We start from the raw sequence: 15,698 nt of genomic DNA, 5'->3' as shown, positions 1-15,698 counted from the left end.
GCCTCAAACGGGGGCAAGCTGAAGTATGACCAAATCTGAATTGGTCGCGCAGCTGGCTACGCGATTTCCGCAACTCGTCCTCAAGGATGCGGATTTCGCGGTCAAAACGATGCTCGATGCGATGTCCGAGGCGCTCGCCAAGGGCCATCGCATCGAAATTCGAGGCTTCGGCAGCTTTGGCCTGAACCGCCGGCCGTCGCGCGTCGGACGCAACCCGAAGTCGGGTGAGAAAGTGCTGGTGCCCGAGAAGTTCGTGCCGCACTTCAAGCCGGGCAAGGAGCTGCGCGAGCGTGTGGACCGTCGCTCGGGCGAGCCGCTGAAAGCGGACGAGCCGGACGACGATCTGTAAGCGCTGCAAGTTATTGCCGTGTTTGCGGTTGTCGGCAATCAATGCCAGATGGCCAGAACGCAAGGACCGGGAAGCGCCGGGGCTAATAGCCCGGCGCTTTTTTTTCGCCTGTTCGTTTCGTGTGGGCGTCGTCGTGGGGCGCTCGGCGTGTGTGGCGTGCGGATGTTCCTGCGCGGTTTTGGCGCCGCCGCGCGTTCGCGCGCCACCTGCGCGGGCGCGAGGCCTTCCATTACAATACGGGACACTTCGGCGGCGCCGCTGCTGCGGCGCAACACGCGTTGCGGCATGCATGGCGACATACGTGCGGCGCCGGGGTTTGTTCAACTGCCAAGAGAATCCTTCATGAGATTGATCGCCTGGGTGATCCGTGTGCTGGTGTTCGTGCTGCTGCTCGTGCTCGCACTCGCCAACACGCAAACCGCGACGCTGAACTTTCTTGCCGGATATTCGTGGCAGGCTCCGCTCATTCTGATCGGCCTCGCGTTTTTCGTCGTCGGTCTGCTGGCCGGCCTGCTGTCCGCGCTGCCCGCGATTTTCCGGCTGCGCATGGAGAACGGCCGCCTCAAGCGTGAACTGCGCACCGCGCGTGAAACGCCCGCCGTGGTGGCGGAACCGCCGCTGCCGCCGCTTATCTGATTCGACTTGCCGCCGGGCGTCCGTCCGGGCGCGCGGCTTGATTACCTCTCACCATCGCTCGCATGGATCTCGATTTCTGGTGGCTCCTCGTCATTCCCGTGGCTTTCGCACTCGGCTGGATGGCGTCGCGCTACGACCTCAAGGCGCTGCTGTCCGAAAGCGCCAACCTGCCGCGCTCGTATTTCCGCGGCCTGAATTTCCTGCTCAACGAGCAGCCCGACAAGGCAATCGACGCGTTCATCGAAGTCGCCAAGCTCGATCCGGAAACGGTCGAACTGCACTTCGCGCTTGGTAACCTGTTCCGCCGCCGCGGCGAAACCGACCGGGCGATCCGCGTGCATCAGAACCTGCTGTCGCGCGCCGACCTGCCCGTGAACGAGCGCGATCACGCGCTTTATGAGCTGGGTCAGGACTTCCTGAAGGCCGGCATGCTCGATCGCGCCGAGGAAACCTTCAGCACGCTCAAGTCGGGCGACTACGCGCAGGGCGCACAGCGCGCGCTGCTGACGATCTACGAGATCGAGAAGGACTGGAACCGCTCGATCGACACCGCGCGCCACCTCGAAACGATGGGCACGCCGTCGCTCGACGTTGAGATCGCGCAGTTCCATTGCGAACTCGCGCAGGAAGCGCTGCAGCAGAAGAAGCCCGACGAAGCACGCCGTCAGCTCGGCCTTGCGCTCAAGGCGAACGAGCACAACGTGCGCGCGACCATTCTCGCGGGCGATGTCGATGCGGCCAGCGGCAACTGGGAGTCGGCGCTCGTGCAGTGGCAGCGCGTCGAGGCGCAGAACCCCGCCTATCTGCCGCTCGTCGCCGAAAAGGTCATGAAGGGCTACGAGGCGCTCGGCCGCGCGCACGACGGCGCGCAGTTGCTCACGGAGTGGGTCGACCGCCATTCGTCGAACGATCTGCTCGATGTGGCCTATAAATATGTGTCGGAGCTGAGCGGTCCCGAAGCGGCGCACACGCTCGCGCGCACGCAGATGCAGAAGTCGCCGAATCTCGCCGGCATGACGCGTCTGCTCGAAGCGCAACAGGCGGCGGCCGAAGAGCCGCGCCGCAGCGAACTCGAACTCATGCGCAAGCTGATCCAGCAGCGCACCAAGAACCTGCCGCGCTACACCTGCCAGAACTGCGGCTTCCGGGCGCGCCTGTTCTACTGGCAGTGCCCTGGCTGCAGCGGGTGGGAAACCTACGCGCCGCGCCGCGTCGAGCCAATTCCGGCTTCCAGCTGACGCGCCGCCGCGCACGCATTACCTCAATCCGAATCTGTTACCGGAGCGCGTATGAAAATCACCATTATCGGTACCGGCTATGTTGGCCTCGTCACCGGGGCGTGCCTTGCCGAAATCGGTCACGACGTGTTCTGCCTCGACGTCGATCCGCGCAAGATCGACATCCTGAACAACGGCGGCGTGCCGATCCACGAGCCGGGTCTGCTCGAGCTTATCCAGCGTAACCGCAAGGCGCGCCGCATCACGTTTTCCACCGACGTCGCCGCGAGCGTCGAGCACGGCGAAGTGCAGTTCATCGCCGTCGGCACGCCGCCCGACGAAGACGGCTCGGCGGACCTGCAATACGTGCTCGAAGCGGCCCGCAGCATCGGCCGCCACATGACCGGCTTCAAGGTGATCGTCGACAAGTCGACGGTGCCCGTCGGCACGGCGCAGCGCGTGCAGGCCGTGATCGCCGAAGAACTCGCCAAACGCGGCCTCGGCGCGAGCGACGCGCAGCGCTTCTCGGTGGTCTCGAACCCCGAATTCCTGAAAGAGGGCGCGGCCGTGGACGACTTCATGCGTCCGGACCGCATCATCATCGGCATCGACGAGGACGCCAACGGCGAAGTCGCGCGCGAGAAGATCAAGCGCCTCTACGCGCCGTTCAACCGCAATCACGAACGCACGATCTACATGGACGTGCGCTCGGCCGAATTCACCAAGTACGCGGCCAACGCGATGCTCGCCACGCGCATTTCGTTCATGAACGAAATGGCGAATCTGGCCGATCGCGTCGGCGCCGACATCGAGTCGGTGCGTCGCGGCATCGGTTCGGATCCGCGCATCGGCTATCACTTCCTGTACGCCGGCTGCGGCTACGGCGGCTCGTGCTTCCCGAAGGACGTGCAGGCGCTGATCCGCACGGCCGCGGAATCGGGCCAGAACCTGCGCATTCTCGAAGCGGTCGAGGACGTCAACGACGGCCAGAAGGACGTGCTCGTGAACAAGATCGTCCAGTCGCTGGGCGAAGACCTCAAGGACAAGCATTTCGCGGTCTGGGGTCTCGCGTTCAAGCCGAACACCGACGACATGCGCGAGGCGCCGAGCCGCCGTCTGATCGCCGAGTTGCTGCGCCGTGGCGCGACGGTTTCGGCGTACGATCCGGTCGCGACGGAAGAAGCGCGCCGCGTGTTCGCGCTGGATCTGGCGAGCGCGCCCGAACTGCAGGCGCGCCTGACCTTCGCGGCGAGCCAGGACGACACGCTGACGGGCGCCGACGCGCTCGTGGTCGTCACCGAATGGACGGCGTTCAAGGCGCCGGACTTCGAATTCCTGAAGGAACAGTTGAAGACTCCGCGCATCTTCGACGGACGTAACCTGTACGAGCCCGACGCGATGGCGGAGCTCGGTTTCGACTATCACTCGATTGGGCGGCCCCATGTCAAACACGCAAACCCGGCCGCAGTCTGACGCCATGACCGACAGCGCGGCACTCGCGCCCGAAGTCCAGGCCGTGCCGCGCGCGCAGTTCGCGCGCTCGCGCGTGCTCGTGGTCGGCGACGTGATGCTCGACCGTTACTGGTTCGGCGACGTCAACCGCATTTCGCCGGAAGCGCCGGTGCCGGTCGTACACGTGCAGCGTCAGGAAGACCGTCTCGGCGGCGCGGCCAACGTCGCGCGCAACGCTGCGGCGCTGGGCGCGCAGGCGGGTCTGCTGTGCGTGGTCGGTCACGACGAGCCGGGCGAGCGCATCGTCACGCTGCTCGGCGAGAGCAACGTGAACGCGTATCTCGAACGCGATCCCGCGCTGCCCACCACCATCAAGCTGCGCGTGCTGTCGCGCCAGCAGCAGTTGCTGCGCGTGGACTTCGAAAACACGCCCGCGCACGAGGCGCTGCTCGCGGGCCTCGCGCGCTTCGACGCGCTGCTGCCGACGCACGACGTCATCCTGATGTCGGATTACGCGAAGGGCGGCCTCACGCACGTCACGCAGATGATCTCGACTGCGCGCGCGGCGGGCAAATCGGTGCTGGTCGATCCGAAGGGCGACGACTGGGAACGCTATCGCGGCGCGAGCGTGATCACGCCGAATCGCGCGGAGCTGCGCGAAGTGGTCGGCACCTGGAAGTCGGAAGACGACCTGCTCGCGCGCGTGACGAAGCTGCGCCACGAATTGCAGTTCGACGCGCTGCTGCTCACGCGCTCGGAAGAGGGTATGACGCTCTTTTCCGAAGAGGGCGTGCTGCACGCGCCGGCTGTTGCGCGCGAAGTGTATGATGTCTCGGGCGCCGGCGACACCGTCATCGCGACCGTCGCGGTCTCGCTGGGCGCGGGCCTGTCGCTCGTCGAAGGCGTCGCGCTCGCGAATCGCGCCGCCGGTATCGTGGTCGGCAAGCTCGGTACGGCCACCGTCGACTACGACGAACTCTTTCAATGACGTGCCGCGCGCGGCGGCCACCAGGCTGTCGCGTGACGGAGACGCATCCCCGGGCCGGCTTCGGAGAGTTTTGCCGGTCCCGCGTGAACTCCTCTGCGCAGAACTACCATGACCCTCATCGTCACCGGCGCGGCCGGCTTTATCGGCAGCAACATCGTCAAGGCGCTCAACGAACGCGGCGAAGATCGCATCATTGCCGTCGATAACCTCACGCGCGCCGACAAGTTCAAGAATCTCGTCGATTGCGAAATCGACGACTACATCGACAAGACCGAGTTCGTCGAGCGCTTCGCGCGCGGCGAGTTCGGCAAGGTGCGCGCGGTGTTCCATGAAGGCGCCTGTTCGGACACGATGGAAACCGACGGCCGCTACATGATGGACAACAACTTCCGCTACAGCCGCGCGGTGCTCGACGCGTGTCTCGCGCAGGGCGCGCAGTTTCTGTATGCGTCGTCGGCGGCGATTTACGGCGGTTCGAGCCGCTTCGTCGAAGAGCGCGACGTGGAAGCGCCGCTCAACGTGTACGGCTATTCGAAGTTCCTGTTCGACCAGGTGATCCGCCGCGTGCTGCCGAAGGCGCAAAGCCAGATCGCGGGCTTCCGCTACTTCAACGTGTACGGCCAGCGCGAGACGCACAAGGCGCGCATGGCGTCGGTGGCGTTCCACAACTTCAACCAGTTCCGCGCCGAAGGCCGCGTGAAGCTGTTCGGCGAGTACAACGGCTACGCGCCGGGCGAGCAGACGCGCGATTTTGTTTCCGTGGAAGACGTGGTGAAGGTGAACCTGTTCTTCTTCGATCATCCGGAAAAGAGCGGCATCTTCAATCTGGGCAGCGGCCGCGCGCAACCGTTCAACGACATCGCGACGAGCGTGGTGAACACGCTGCGCGCGCTCGAAGGCAAGCCGGCGCTCACGCTCGCGGAGCAGGTGAAGGAAGGGCTGATCGAGTACATTCCGTTCCCGGATGCGCTGCGCGGCAAGTATCAGTGCTTCACGCAGGCGGATCAGTCGAAGCTGCGCGCAGCGGGCTACGACGCGCCGTTCCTGACGGTGCAAGAGGGTGTCGATCGTTACGTACGTTGGCTGTCTGGCCAGGTGTAACGCGCGATCGTTGCTCCCTAAACTGGACTCTCCTCGCCGGCGATGGTCGCCGGCGACGGCACAAGGGAGATCCAGCATGTTCAAGAAGCTTCTCGCCGCGGTCGCGCTCGTCGCCGCGTTCGGTCAGGCCTTCGCGGCCGTGGACGTCAACACCGCCAATGAAGACGCGCTGCGCGGCATCAAGGGCATCGGTCCCGCGCGGGCCAAGGCCATTCTCGACGAGCGCGGCGCGCACGGTCCGTTCAAGGACGCGTCCGATCTCGGCAAGCGCGTGAAGGGGCTGGGCGGCCATACCGTCGAACGTTTGCAGGCCGAAGGATTGTCGGTCGGTCCCGCAAGCGGGCAGGCTGCCGTTGCGGCGCAAGGCGCGAAGGGTGCGCAGAACGCACCGAACGCGCAGGGCAAGACCGCCGCACCGCAGCCGGCCACCGTCGCCGTCAAGAAGTAGGGCCACGCTGGCGCAGCGTAGATTCGCGTGCGCCCGAGCCGGCGTGCAACGGCGTGCGCGACTTCGCAGAACAGGGATGAGCGGTTCCTTCAGGTGTCGCTTCGGCGACATTGACCCGCGGCTTGCGCCGCGGGCTTTTTGCAGCGCCGCCCGAATCCTCACTGAATCCCCACTTTTTCCATCCCCACCGATGTCAGGGCTAGTCGGCGAGGGTTGGCCGCGTGGTTTAGAATCGAACGATCACGTATTCGCACAATCGCACGTCATTGCGCCTCACTATTCACTATGCCCTACAAGACTATTGAAGACACGATCGGCAACACGCCGCTCGTGCAGCTCGTTCGTCTCCCGGACGATGAAATTCGCGCCCGCAACAACGTCGTGCTGGCGAAGCTGGAAGGCAACAATCCGGCGGGTTCGGTGAAGGACCGCCCGGCGCTGTCCATGATCCGCAAGGCCGAGGAACGCGGCCGCATCAAACCCGGCGATACGCTGATCGAAGCCACGAGCGGCAATACCGGTATTGCGCTCGCCATGGCGGCGGCAATCCGCGGCTACAAGATGGTGCTGATCATGCCCGAGGATCTCTCGGTCGAGCGCCGTCAGAGCATGGCCGCCTACGGCGCGGAAATCCTGTTGACGCCGGTCAAGGGCGGCATGGAATACGCGCGCGATCTCGCCGAGCAGATGCAGCGCGACGGCAAGGGCATCATCCTCGACCAGTTCGCGAACCCGGACAATCCGCTCGCGCACTACGAGACCACGGGCCCGGAAATCTGGCGCGACACGGAAGGGCGCATTACGCATTTCGTTTCGTCGATGGGTACGACGGGCACCATCATGGGCACGTCGCAGTATCTGAAGGAACAGAGCACGGCGATCGAGATCGTCGGCGCGCAGCCTGAAGACGGCTCGCGTATTCCGGGCATCCGCAAGTGGCCCGAAGCCTATCTGCCGAAGATTTTCGACCGCAGCCGCGTCGACCGCGTGGAGAACGTGAGCCAGGCCGCCGCGGAAGCCATGGCGCGCCGCCTTGCCTCGGTCGAAGGTATTTTCGCGGGCATTTCGTCGGGTGGCGCGTGCGAAGTGGCCATGCGCATCGCGCGTCAGGTCGAGAACGCGACGATTGTGTTCATCGTCTGCGATCGCGGCGACCGTTATCTGTCGACGGGCGTGTTCCCGGCGTAAGCAAATCCGCCGCGCGGTCCGCGCGCGCAGAATGAAAAACGGGCGGCCTGTTTGCGACAGGCCGCCCGTTGTGTTTTGTGCTGCGCCGTGCTGTACGACGCTTACTGCGTATCGTTCGGGTTGCTCAGCGCCGGACCCGTGCCTACGTTCGGCTGCGTCGCGAGCATCTGCGCCTTCACGCGTTCGCCGAGCTGATACACCGCGAGTGCGTAGAAGAAGCTGCGGTTGTAGCGCGTGAGCACGTAGAAGTTCTTCAGGCCGAGCATGTACTCGGTCGGACGGCCGGGCGTAGGCAGGTCGATGACGGTGACCGGCGTGCCGCCTTCCGCAGCGATGTCGATGTTCGGCTCATTGAGCACGAGGCCCGAGCGCAGCAGCTGCACGAGCGGCCAGCGCGGTTCCGGCTTGCCGTCGGCGGCCGCCTGCGCGATGCCGAGACTGCCCGCGTCCTTCGCGATCTTCCAGACCACCGGACGGCCCGGCTCCCAGCCGTTCTGCTTCAGATAGTTCGCAACGCTGCCGATGGCGTCCGGCGTGCTGTTGCGCAGATCGATATGGTTGTTGCCCTCGTAATCGACGGCGTACTGCACGATGCTGCTCGGCAGGAATTGCGGGATGCCGATCGCGCCCGTGTAAGAGCCGAGCACCGACGACGGGTCGATCTGCGCGTCGCGCGTCCAGACCAGATAGTCCTCGAGATTCTTGCGGAACGTTGCCATGCGGTCGGCGCGGTTCGGCGTATCCGGATAATCGAAGGCGAGCGTGGTGAGCGCGTCGAGCACACGGAAGTTGCCCATGTAGCGCCCATAAATCGTTTCCACGCCGATGATGCCGACGATCACCTCGGGCGGCACGCCGAACTGATCGGCGGCGCGCTGCAGCGTGGCCTGATTCGCCCGCCAGAAACGCACGCCCGCGTTGATGCGTACTGCATCGAGAAAGCGCGCCTGATACGAGCGCCAGTTCTTCGCGCTCGGCGTGGGCGAGGGCGTGACGAGCTTCACGGCCGTGGCCGAATAGCTCGCGCTCGCGAACAACGCGTGCAGCGCGTCGCTGTTGAAGTCGTAGCGCGCGACCATGTCGTTGATGAAGGTGTCGACATTCGGATTGTTCGCGTAGCGCTGCGGGATGATCTCCTCTTCAAACGTTTGCCCCTGTGACGCGGCTTGCGGCTGCGTTTGCGGCTGCGCCTGGCCTTGCGGCGGCGTCTGCGGCTGTGCCTGGGCGAGCGTGAGCGGTGCGTGCTGCGGGCTCAGCGCGTCGGGCGAGGCCGTCTGCGCCTGCGCCGCACCGCCCCAGAACGCCGACGCGGCGCACAGTGCAAGGGCGAAAGACGTGAGGCGGACGTGGCGGCAAGCAGGCAGGGCGGACTTGAGCGTCATGGGAGGCGGGTAGGTGGGGCAGGAGAGAACGTAATCCCGGGCAGTATACCCGAGCACCTTGCGTGAAACGGCCCTGGGCGTGCCGGGAGCGCGCGTTGGCGCGGTTGCGCTGTGGTAACGTGATGACTGCCCGCGCACGTCGCGGGCGCAGCACGGCGGCACGAAGTAAGGTACGAAGCCGCACACGAAGTAGAAGACGATGTAAAGCGGCACACAACAAGCCGCACGAAGTTTGGGAAGATTTGCAGTCCCGCGCAGCGAACCCCGACGAAAGACTGAAGGAGACCCGCGGCGTGCGTCCCGGCGCGCGTGGCGGCCAGCACGACACATGACAACCGGCTTTTTTTCCCATCCCGACTGCCTGCTGCACGAAATGGGCGAGTGGCATCCCGAATGCCCCGCGCGCCTGCAGGCCATCGAAGACCAGCTTATCGCGAGCCGTATCGAGTCGCTGATCGAGCACGACACCTCCGCGCCGCTCGCTGAAGAATCGGCGCTGCTGCGCGTGCACACGCAGGCGCACATCGACTATCTGCGCGCGCTCTCGCCGCAGGAAGGCTATGCGGCGATCGACCCCGACACCTCGATGAATCCGCACACGTGGCAGGCCGCGCTGCGCGCCGCGGGCGCCGCTGTCGCGGCCACCGACGCCGTGCTCGCCGGCCGCTACGAGAACGCGTTCTGCAGCGTGCGTCCGCCCGGCCATCATGCCGAACCCGCGCGCGCGATGGGCTTTTGCTTCTTCAACAACGTCGCCGTGGCCGCGCGTCACGCGCTCGACGTGCATGGGCTGTCGCGCGTGGCCGTCATCGACTTCGACGTGCACCACGGCAACGGCACCGAGGCCGCGTTCGCCGGCGACGATCGCGTGCTCATGTGCAGCATCTTCCAGCATCCGTTCTATCCCTTTTCGGGCGCCGACCAGCAGGCGCGCAACATGGTCAACGTGCCGATGGCGGCGCGCACCAAGGGCATGGAAGTGCGCGAGGCGATCGACATTCTGTGGCTGCCGCGCCTGAACGAATTCAAGCCGGAAATGGTGTTCGTCTCGGCGGGTTTCGATGCGCACCGCGAAGACGATCTCGGCAATATGGGCCTCGTCGAAGACGATTACGCGTGGATCACCGAACAGATCTGCGATATCGCGAACCGCCACGCGAAGGGGCGCATCGTGAGTTGTCTCGAGGGCGGCTACAACCTCTCCGCGCTCGGGCGCAGCGTCGTGGCGCATCTGCGCGTGCTGGCGGGCATCTGATCCGCTCAACCGCTTCAACGTTTGAAGGAGTGTCGCGTCATGTGTGCTGCTGCCGTTGAGTCGTCGTCTTCGTCTTCGTCTGCCGCTGAGGCTTCGCTCGAACATGCGCCGCTCGTCGAGGTCGCGCACGACGCCTATGGCGTGCCGGGCGTCGCGCGCCTCACGCTCAATCGTCCCGATGCGTTCAATGCGCTTTCCGAAGCGCTGATCGACGCCGTGCACACCGAACTCGCCGCGCTCGCGCGCTCGGACGCGCGCGTGGTGGTGATCGCGGCGGCGGGGCGCGCGTTCTGCGCAGGTCACGACCTCAAGGAAATGCGCGCGGCGCCGTCGCTCGACTACTACAAGCAGTTGTTCGCGCGCTGCTCGAAGATGATGCTGGCGATCCAGACGATGCCGCAGCCCGTGATCGCGCGCGTGCATGGCGTGGCCACCGCGGCGGGCTGTCAGCTGGTGGCGATGTGCGATCTCGCCGTGGCCGCCGATTCCGCGCGCTTTGCCGTATCGGGCATCAATCTCGGGCTGTTCTGCTCGACGCCTTCCGTGCCGCTCACGCGCAACGTGTCGCGCAAGGCGGCCTTCGAAATGCTGATGACGGGCGAGTTCATCGACGCGCAAAAGGCGCTGCGTGAAGGGCTCGTGAACCGCGTCGTCCCCGCCGATGCGCTCGACGCCGAGGTGACGGCGCTCGCCGCGAGCATCTGTGCGAAGCCGCGCGAGGCGGTGGCGGCGGGCAAGGGCCTGTTCTACCGGCAGCTCGAAATGGGCATCGAGGCCGCGTATCAGCTCGCCGGGCAGACCATGGCGTGCAACATGATGACGGCCCCGGCGCTCGACGGCGTGCAGGCTTTCATCGACAAGCGCGGCGCGAAGTAAGGTCGAACGTCAAAGTCGAGCGCCGCCTCAGCAATGGCGTTCGATCCATTCCAGCATTGACGCGATCACGCGCTCGCGATCCAGATCGTTGAGCGTTTCGTGATAGCTGCCTTCGTAGAGCGTGAGCGTGCGGTCCGGCGACCCCACGTGCGCGCCGAAGGCGCGGCTGCCGTCGGGTTCCGTGAGCTTGTCTTCGGTGCCGTGCCAGATCAGCACGGGCAGGCGCAACTGCGCGCGGCCCGCTTCGATGCGCTTCATCGCTTCCAGTAGCTCCGCGCCCGTGCGCGCCGGAATCGCGCCGTGATGCACGAGCGGATCGGCGCGATTGGCCTGCACCACGGCGGCGTCGCGCGCGAGCAGGGCGGCATCGATCTTCATCGCCGGAAAACGCGGCCAGACGGCGCTCATCACGCGGCTCGCAGCGATCATCCACTGCGGCACGTCGTGGCCGGGCGCGAGCGCGGCGCTCGACAACAGCAGCCCCGCGAGCGGCACGCCGCCTTGCGGCGCGCGCTCGATCGCATAGAGCGCGGCGATCGCGCCGCCCATGCTGTGGCCCATCAGAAAGAGCGGCGTGCGGCGCGCGGCGCATTGCGCGCCCGCGTGCGCGATCAGCGCGTGAGCGTCGTCCAGATATTCGTCGAAGCGGTTGATCCAGGCGCGCCGGCCGCTCGCGCGTCCGTGACCGCGCAGGTCGATCGTGTAGACATCGACGCCCGCGGCATTCAGGCGCGCCGCGAGCGCGGCGTAGCGCTGCGCGTGTTCGGCGAGGCCGTGAACCAGCGCGATGGCGGCGCGCGGCGGCGTCCCGCGCGTGCGCCAGGCGTAGAGCGGCAGTTCGGCGCCGTCGTGGGTGCGCAGCGTCACCGTGTCGGGCAGGCGCGCCGCGGCTTGCGCGGCGTTGATCGGTTGGGTCGTCTCCATCTGCGCTGTCTCTCTCGTCGTTGTAAGTTTTTGTCTGACGGCAGAGTGTAGCCGCGGTTTCATCGAGCTTTCCGTGCTTTTTGCCGCGCCGGGACTCTAATGAAATTCAGTAATGAATTTATCGAAATGGATTATTAAAAGGAATTTGGCTCGCCAGGGTAAAATGTCAAGTTGACTCCAGGCCAGCAAACGGCGGCTGTCTGCCGGCGCGACGCGTACAGGCGATCCAGGCGATCGCGTGCACGGGCGGCGCGCGGCACGCCCGCCGTTTCGTTTTTTCCATGATCGAAATTCGAAACGTTTCCCAGCGCTTCGCGGGCCCACAAGGCTGGATCGAAGCGCTGCATAACGTCAATCTGACGATTCCGCAGGGCGAGGTCTTCGGCATTATCGGCCGTAGCGGGGCGGGCAAAAGCACGCTCGTGCGCACCATCAACCTGCTGACGCGGCCGACCGAGGGCGATATCGTCGTCAACGGCCGCACGCTCACGTCGCTGCCGAACGCGCAACTGCGCGAAGCGCGCCGCGAGATCGGCATGATTTTCCAGCACTTCAACCTGCTTTCGTCGCGCACGGTGTTCGACAACGTGGCGCTGCCGCTCGAACTCGCGGGCATGAAGCGCGCCGACATCGAGGCGACGGTCCTGCCGTTGCTCGAACTCGTCGGCCTCACGGCGCAGAAAGACCGTTATCCGTCGCAGATCAGCGGCGGCCAGAAGCAGCGCGTGGGCATAGCGCGCGCGCTGGCGAGCAAGCCGAAAGTGCTGCTTTCCGACGAAGCCACCTCCGCGCTCGACCCCGAAACCACGCGCGCGATTCTCGACCTGCTGCGCAAGATCAATCGCGAGCTCAAGCTCACGGTCGTGATGATCACGCACCAGATGGAAGTGATCAAACAGGTCTGCGACCGCGTGGCCGTGCTCGACGCGGGCCGCGTGGTGGAAAGCGGTCCCGTGATCGACGTGTTCCTGCAACCGCGTCACGAAGTCACGCGCGCGCTGCTCGGCGACGTGATCGCGCAGGAATTGCCGCCCGCGCTCAAGGCGCGCGTGACCGAGCGTCTCGCGAAGGGCAACGCGCATCTGCTGCGCCTCGCTTTCACGGGCACGGGCGTCGATCAGCCGGTGCTGTCGGAAACGATCCGCCGCTTCGAACTCGATTTCAACATCCTGCATGGCCAGATCGACGAGATCCAGGGGCAGGCGTTCGGCTCGCTCGCGGTGCTCGCGGGCGGCGATCCGGTGAAGGTCGCGCAGGCGATTACGTGGCTGCGCGAGCAGGGCGTGGTGGTGGAGGAGCTGTCCCATGTGGAGTGAAATGTTCGATATGTTCGTCCAGTCGTTCTGGGAGACGCTCATCATGGTGGGCATTTCCGGACTGGTTGGCGCGGCCATCGGCCTGCCGCTCGGCGTGCTGCTCTATCTGACCGACCGCAACGGCGTGCTGCAGAACCTCGCCGTCAATCGCGCGATGGGCGTGGTCGTCAACGCGGTGCGCTCGACGCCGTTCATCATCCTGCTGGTGGCCGTGATTCCGTTCACGCGCGTCGTGGTGGGCTCGTCGATCGGCACGGCGGCCGCCATCGTGCCGCTGACCATTTCGGCCGCGCCGTTCATCGCGCGTCTGGTGGAAACCGCGCTGCGCGAAGTCGATCGCGGGCTGATCGAAGCCGCGCTGTCGATGGGCGCGAGCACGCGCCAGATCGTCTTCAAGGTGCTGCTGCCCGAGTCGCTGCCCGGCGTGGTGGCGGGTCTCACGATCACGTTCATCTCGCTCGTCGGCTATTCGGCGATGGCGGGCGCGATCGGCGGCGGCGGTCTGGGCGACCTGGGCATCCGCTACGGCTATCAGCGCTTCGAACCCGAAGTGATGCTGCTCGTGGTGGTCGTGCTGATCGTGTTCGTGCAGCTCGTGCAGTCGTTCGGCGACTGGCTCGTGCGACGCTTGAGCCATAAATGAGCCACAAGTAAGTAAGCCTCAAAACCAGCGGTAACCGTCGCCTGGCCGCGCGCGACATGCTTGCTCGCGGCTCGTCGATCACCTTCCACGAGACAAAGGTTTGGCCATGCAACGACGCTTCATGATCCGGCTGGCGAGCGCGCTCGGCGCGGCAACGCTGATCGCTCCGCTGTGCGCGCCGCTCGCGGCGCACGCTGACGAAACCATCAAGGTGGGCGTCACCGGCGGCCCGCACGAGCAAGTGATGGAAGTGGTCAAGCGCGTGGCCGCGAAGAACGGCCTGACGATCAAGATCGTGGAGTTTTCGGACTACGTGCAGCCGAATGCGGCGCTCGCGGGCGGCGATCTCGATGCGAACAGCTACCAGCATCAGCCATATCTCGATGCGCAGGTGAAGGACCGCGGCTACAAGCTCGTGAAGCTCGCCGACACGGTCACGTTCCCGATGGGCATCTACTCGAAGAAGGTGAAGACGCTCGCGGAGCTGAAGCCGGGCGCGCGGATTGCGGTCCCGAACGATCCGACCAATGGCGGGCGCGCGCTGTTGCTGCTGCAAAAGCAGGGTCTTATCAAGCTGCGCGAGAGCGCGGGTTTGAAGGCCACGCCGCTCGACATCGTGGATAACCCCAGGAAGCTGAAGATCGTGGAACTGGACGCGGCGCAGATTCCGCGTTCGCTCGACGACGTGGACGCCGCCGCGATCAACACGAACTTCGCGATGGAAGCGGGGCTCAAGCCGAAGGCCGACGCGATCGCGATCGAGGACCCGAAAGGCCCGTACGTGAACGTGCTGGCGATCCGCGAGGCCGATCGCAACAAGCCTTGGGCGGCGAAACTGGTGGCGGCGTATCACTCGCCGGAGGTGAAGCAGTACATCGAACAGAAGTTCGGCGGCGCGGTGATCCCGTCGTGGTAAGCCCCGGGTAGACGGATTAGATAGAGAATTCAGTCGGAACCCGGGCTTGAAGCCCGGGTTTTTTCCGACATAAAATCGCACGATCGTTCGCTAGCGATATTTGCGACTGCCGGCCAGGCCGCGCAGGCAGCGCGCAGACAGCGGATCGTGCGGGAAAAATGCTGGCGGCGAGCGGCGTCCTTCGGGGCTATCGCTATAATGTCCGCCAGGTTGACGTATTCGTAACTTCGGAGCATGTGAATGAAAGTCCTTGTGCCTGTCAAACGCGTAGTCGATTACAACGTGAAGGTTCGTGTGAAGTCGGACGGCACGGGCGTCGACATTGCCAACGTGAAAATGTCGATGAACCCGTTCGACGAAATCGCCGTCGAAGAGGCCGTTCGTCTGAAGGAAGCGGGTGTCGCGACCGAAGTGATCGCTGTGTCCGCAGGCGTCGCGCAAGCGCAGGAAACGCTGCGCACGGCGCTGGCGATCGGCGCCGACCGCGCGATCCTGATCGAGTCGAACGAAGACCTTCAGCCGCTGGCTGTCGCGAAGCTGCTCAAGGCGCTCGTCGACAAGGAACAGCCGCAACTCGTCATCCTCGGCAAGCAGGCCATCGACGACGATTCGAACCAGACGGGCCAGATGCTCGCGGCGCTGGCGGACCTGCCGCAAGCGACCTTCGCCTCGAAGATCACGGTCGCCGACGGCCGTGCCACGGTCGCGCGTGAAGTCGACGGCGGCGCGGAAACGCTGTCGCTCGCGCTGCCCGCGGTGGTCACGACGGACCTGCGCCTGAACGAGCCGCGCTACGTCACGCTGCCGAACATCATGAAGGCGAAGAAGAAGCCGCTGGAAACGATCAAGCCGGAAGATCTCGGCGTGGATGTGACGCCGCGTCTGAAGACGCTGAAGGTTTCGGAGCCGCCCAAGCGCAGCGCCGGCGTGAAGGTCGCCGACGTGAAGACGCTGGTCGAGAAGCTTAAGACCGAAGCCAAGGTGCTGTGAGGAGCGAGAAAAAATGA

Annotated in this window: 16 protein-coding genes; 14 read left to right on the top strand and 2 right to left on the bottom strand. The window is 65.3% G+C overall.

The features are described 5' to 3' along the window. Window positions 1–25 precede the first annotated feature (25 nt). The 8 genes from G5S35_RS10455 to cysM all read left to right on the top strand — a co-directional run bounded on the left by G5S35_RS10455 (window position 26) and on the right by cysM (window position 7,379). Complete coding sequence (locus G5S35_RS10455) at window positions 26–349, top strand: integration host factor subunit beta (protein ID WP_028226806.1); 324 nt, start codon at window positions 26–28, stop codon at window positions 347–349. A 342-nt stretch (window positions 350–691) separates the two neighbouring features. Further along, window positions 692–985, top strand: coding sequence for a lipopolysaccharide assembly protein LapA domain-containing protein (locus G5S35_RS10450; RefSeq protein WP_065058283.1), 294 nt, complete (start codon window positions 692–694; stop codon window positions 983–985). Between the two features lie 62 nt (window positions 986–1,047). Next, on the top strand, window positions 1,048–2,223 hold the full coding sequence (lapB, locus tag G5S35_RS10445; RefSeq protein WP_183038275.1) for a lipopolysaccharide assembly protein LapB: 1,176 nt from the start codon (window positions 1,048–1,050) through the stop codon (window positions 2,221–2,223). A 51-nt stretch (window positions 2,224–2,274) separates the two neighbouring features. After that, window positions 2,275–3,675, top strand: coding sequence for a UDP-glucose dehydrogenase family protein (locus G5S35_RS10440; protein WP_065058285.1), 1,401 nt, complete (start codon window positions 2,275–2,277; stop codon window positions 3,673–3,675). Window positions 3,676–3,679: 4 nt separating this feature from the next. Beyond that, window positions 3,680–4,642 carry a D-glycero-beta-D-manno-heptose-7-phosphate kinase gene (gene rfaE1 / locus G5S35_RS10435; RefSeq protein ID WP_065058286.1) on the top strand — a complete coding sequence of 321 codons (963 nt, stop codon included), beginning with the start codon at window positions 3,680–3,682 and terminating at the stop codon, window positions 4,640–4,642. Window positions 4,643–4,750: 108 nt separating this feature from the next. Beyond that, window positions 4,751–5,743: an ADP-glyceromanno-heptose 6-epimerase gene (gene rfaD / locus G5S35_RS10430; protein WP_065058287.1), complete on the top strand. Its 993-nt coding sequence runs from the start codon at window positions 4,751–4,753 to the stop codon at window positions 5,741–5,743. Between the two features lie 76 nt (window positions 5,744–5,819). Further along, a complete protein-coding gene (locus tag G5S35_RS10425) occupies window positions 5,820–6,191 on the top strand; it encodes a ComEA family DNA-binding protein (protein ID WP_074983899.1) in 372 nt (123 codons plus the stop codon). Window positions 6,192–6,476: 285 nt separating this feature from the next. Beyond that, window positions 6,477–7,379 carry a cysteine synthase CysM gene (gene cysM / locus G5S35_RS10420; RefSeq protein ID WP_065058289.1) on the top strand — a complete coding sequence of 301 codons (903 nt, stop codon included), beginning with the start codon at window positions 6,477–6,479 and terminating at the stop codon, window positions 7,377–7,379. 101 nt (window positions 7,380–7,480) lie between these two features. Here cysM and mltB read toward each other — a convergent pair whose 3' ends face one another. Then, the gene (gene mltB / locus G5S35_RS10415; protein ID WP_065058290.1) at window positions 7,481–8,761 is read right to left on the bottom strand and encodes a lytic murein transglycosylase B; all 1,281 of its coding nucleotides are present in this window, start codon (window positions 8,759–8,761) and stop codon (window positions 7,481–7,483) included. A 328-nt stretch (window positions 8,762–9,089) separates the two neighbouring features. Here mltB and G5S35_RS10410 point away from each other — a divergent pair, with 328 nt between their 5' ends. After that, complete coding sequence (locus G5S35_RS10410) at window positions 9,090–10,016, top strand: histone deacetylase family protein (protein WP_065058291.1); 927 nt, start codon at window positions 9,090–9,092, stop codon at window positions 10,014–10,016. A 39-nt stretch (window positions 10,017–10,055) separates the two neighbouring features. After that, on the top strand, window positions 10,056–10,892 hold the full coding sequence (locus G5S35_RS10405) for an enoyl-CoA hydratase (protein WP_183038274.1): 837 nt from the start codon (window positions 10,056–10,058) through the stop codon (window positions 10,890–10,892). A 27-nt stretch (window positions 10,893–10,919) separates the two neighbouring features. Here the strand turns inward: G5S35_RS10405 and G5S35_RS10400 are convergent, their stop codons facing one another. Next, on the bottom strand, window positions 10,920–11,753 hold the full coding sequence (locus G5S35_RS10400) for an alpha/beta hydrolase (protein ID WP_237181372.1): 834 nt from the start codon (window positions 11,751–11,753) through the stop codon (window positions 10,920–10,922). A gap of 344 nt (window positions 11,754–12,097) precedes the next feature. Here G5S35_RS10400 and G5S35_RS10395 point away from each other — a divergent pair, with 344 nt between their 5' ends. The 4 genes from G5S35_RS10395 to G5S35_RS10380 all read left to right on the top strand — a co-directional run bounded on the left by G5S35_RS10395 (window position 12,098) and on the right by G5S35_RS10380 (window position 15,681). Beyond that, a complete protein-coding gene (locus G5S35_RS10395) occupies window positions 12,098–13,132 on the top strand; it encodes a methionine ABC transporter ATP-binding protein (protein WP_074983897.1) in 1,035 nt (344 codons plus the stop codon). Beyond that, window positions 13,122–13,775 (top strand): methionine ABC transporter permease, encoded by a 654-nt coding sequence (locus G5S35_RS10390; RefSeq protein ID WP_074983895.1) that lies wholly within the window; start codon window positions 13,122–13,124, stop codon window positions 13,773–13,775. The genes G5S35_RS10395 and G5S35_RS10390 overlap by 11 nt, the downstream gene beginning before the upstream one ends. A 106-nt stretch (window positions 13,776–13,881) precedes the next feature. After that, window positions 13,882–14,691, top strand: coding sequence for a MetQ/NlpA family ABC transporter substrate-binding protein (locus G5S35_RS10385; RefSeq protein ID WP_183038272.1), 810 nt, complete (start codon window positions 13,882–13,884; stop codon window positions 14,689–14,691). Window positions 14,692–14,931: 240 nt separating this feature from the next. Then, window positions 14,932–15,681 (top strand): electron transfer flavoprotein subunit beta/FixA family protein, encoded by a 750-nt coding sequence (locus tag G5S35_RS10380; RefSeq protein ID WP_074983892.1) that lies wholly within the window; start codon window positions 14,932–14,934, stop codon window positions 15,679–15,681. The last annotated feature ends 17 nt before the right edge of the window (window positions 15,682–15,698 follow it).

This window comes from Paraburkholderia tropica, assembly GCF_014171495.1.
GTDB classification, from domain to species: Bacteria; Pseudomonadota; Gammaproteobacteria; order Burkholderiales; family Burkholderiaceae; genus Paraburkholderia; species Paraburkholderia tropica.
This window is presented reverse-complemented; position numbering and strand designations above follow the sequence as displayed.

Excerpts from the sequence above, each read along its gene's own strand:
- G5S35_RS10385 (WP_183038272.1), top strand. The coding sequence starts at position 13,882 with ATGCAACGACGCTTCATGATCCGGCTGGCGAGCGCGCTCGGCGCGGCA.
- G5S35_RS10390 (WP_074983895.1), top strand. The coding sequence starts at position 13,122 with ATGTGGAGTGAAATGTTCGATATGTTCGTCCAGTCGTTCTGGGAGACG.
- cysM (WP_065058289.1), top strand. The coding sequence starts at position 6,477 with ATGCCCTACAAGACTATTGAAGACACGATCGGCAACACGCCGCTCGTG.
- G5S35_RS10380 (WP_074983892.1), top strand. The coding sequence starts at position 14,932 with ATGAAAGTCCTTGTGCCTGTCAAACGCGTAGTCGATTACAACGTGAAG.
- G5S35_RS10395 (WP_074983897.1), top strand. The coding sequence starts at position 12,098 with ATGATCGAAATTCGAAACGTTTCCCAGCGCTTCGCGGGCCCACAAGGC.
- rfaE1 (WP_065058286.1), top strand. The coding sequence starts at position 3,680 with ATGACCGACAGCGCGGCACTCGCGCCCGAAGTCCAGGCCGTGCCGCGC.
- mltB (WP_065058290.1), bottom strand. The coding sequence starts at position 8,761 with ATGACGCTCAAGTCCGCCCTGCCTGCTTGCCGCCACGTCCGCCTCACG.
- lapB (WP_183038275.1), top strand. The coding sequence starts at position 1,048 with ATGGATCTCGATTTCTGGTGGCTCCTCGTCATTCCCGTGGCTTTCGCA.
- G5S35_RS10455 (WP_028226806.1), top strand. The coding sequence starts at position 26 with ATGACCAAATCTGAATTGGTCGCGCAGCTGGCTACGCGATTTCCGCAA.
- rfaD (WP_065058287.1), top strand. The coding sequence starts at position 4,751 with ATGACCCTCATCGTCACCGGCGCGGCCGGCTTTATCGGCAGCAACATC.
- G5S35_RS10405 (WP_183038274.1), top strand. The coding sequence starts at position 10,056 with ATGTGTGCTGCTGCCGTTGAGTCGTCGTCTTCGTCTTCGTCTGCCGCT.
- G5S35_RS10440 (WP_065058285.1), top strand. The coding sequence starts at position 2,275 with ATGAAAATCACCATTATCGGTACCGGCTATGTTGGCCTCGTCACCGGG.
- G5S35_RS10425 (WP_074983899.1), top strand. The coding sequence starts at position 5,820 with ATGTTCAAGAAGCTTCTCGCCGCGGTCGCGCTCGTCGCCGCGTTCGGT.
- G5S35_RS10410 (WP_065058291.1), top strand. The coding sequence starts at position 9,090 with ATGACAACCGGCTTTTTTTCCCATCCCGACTGCCTGCTGCACGAAATG.
- G5S35_RS10450 (WP_065058283.1), top strand. The coding sequence starts at position 692 with ATGAGATTGATCGCCTGGGTGATCCGTGTGCTGGTGTTCGTGCTGCTG.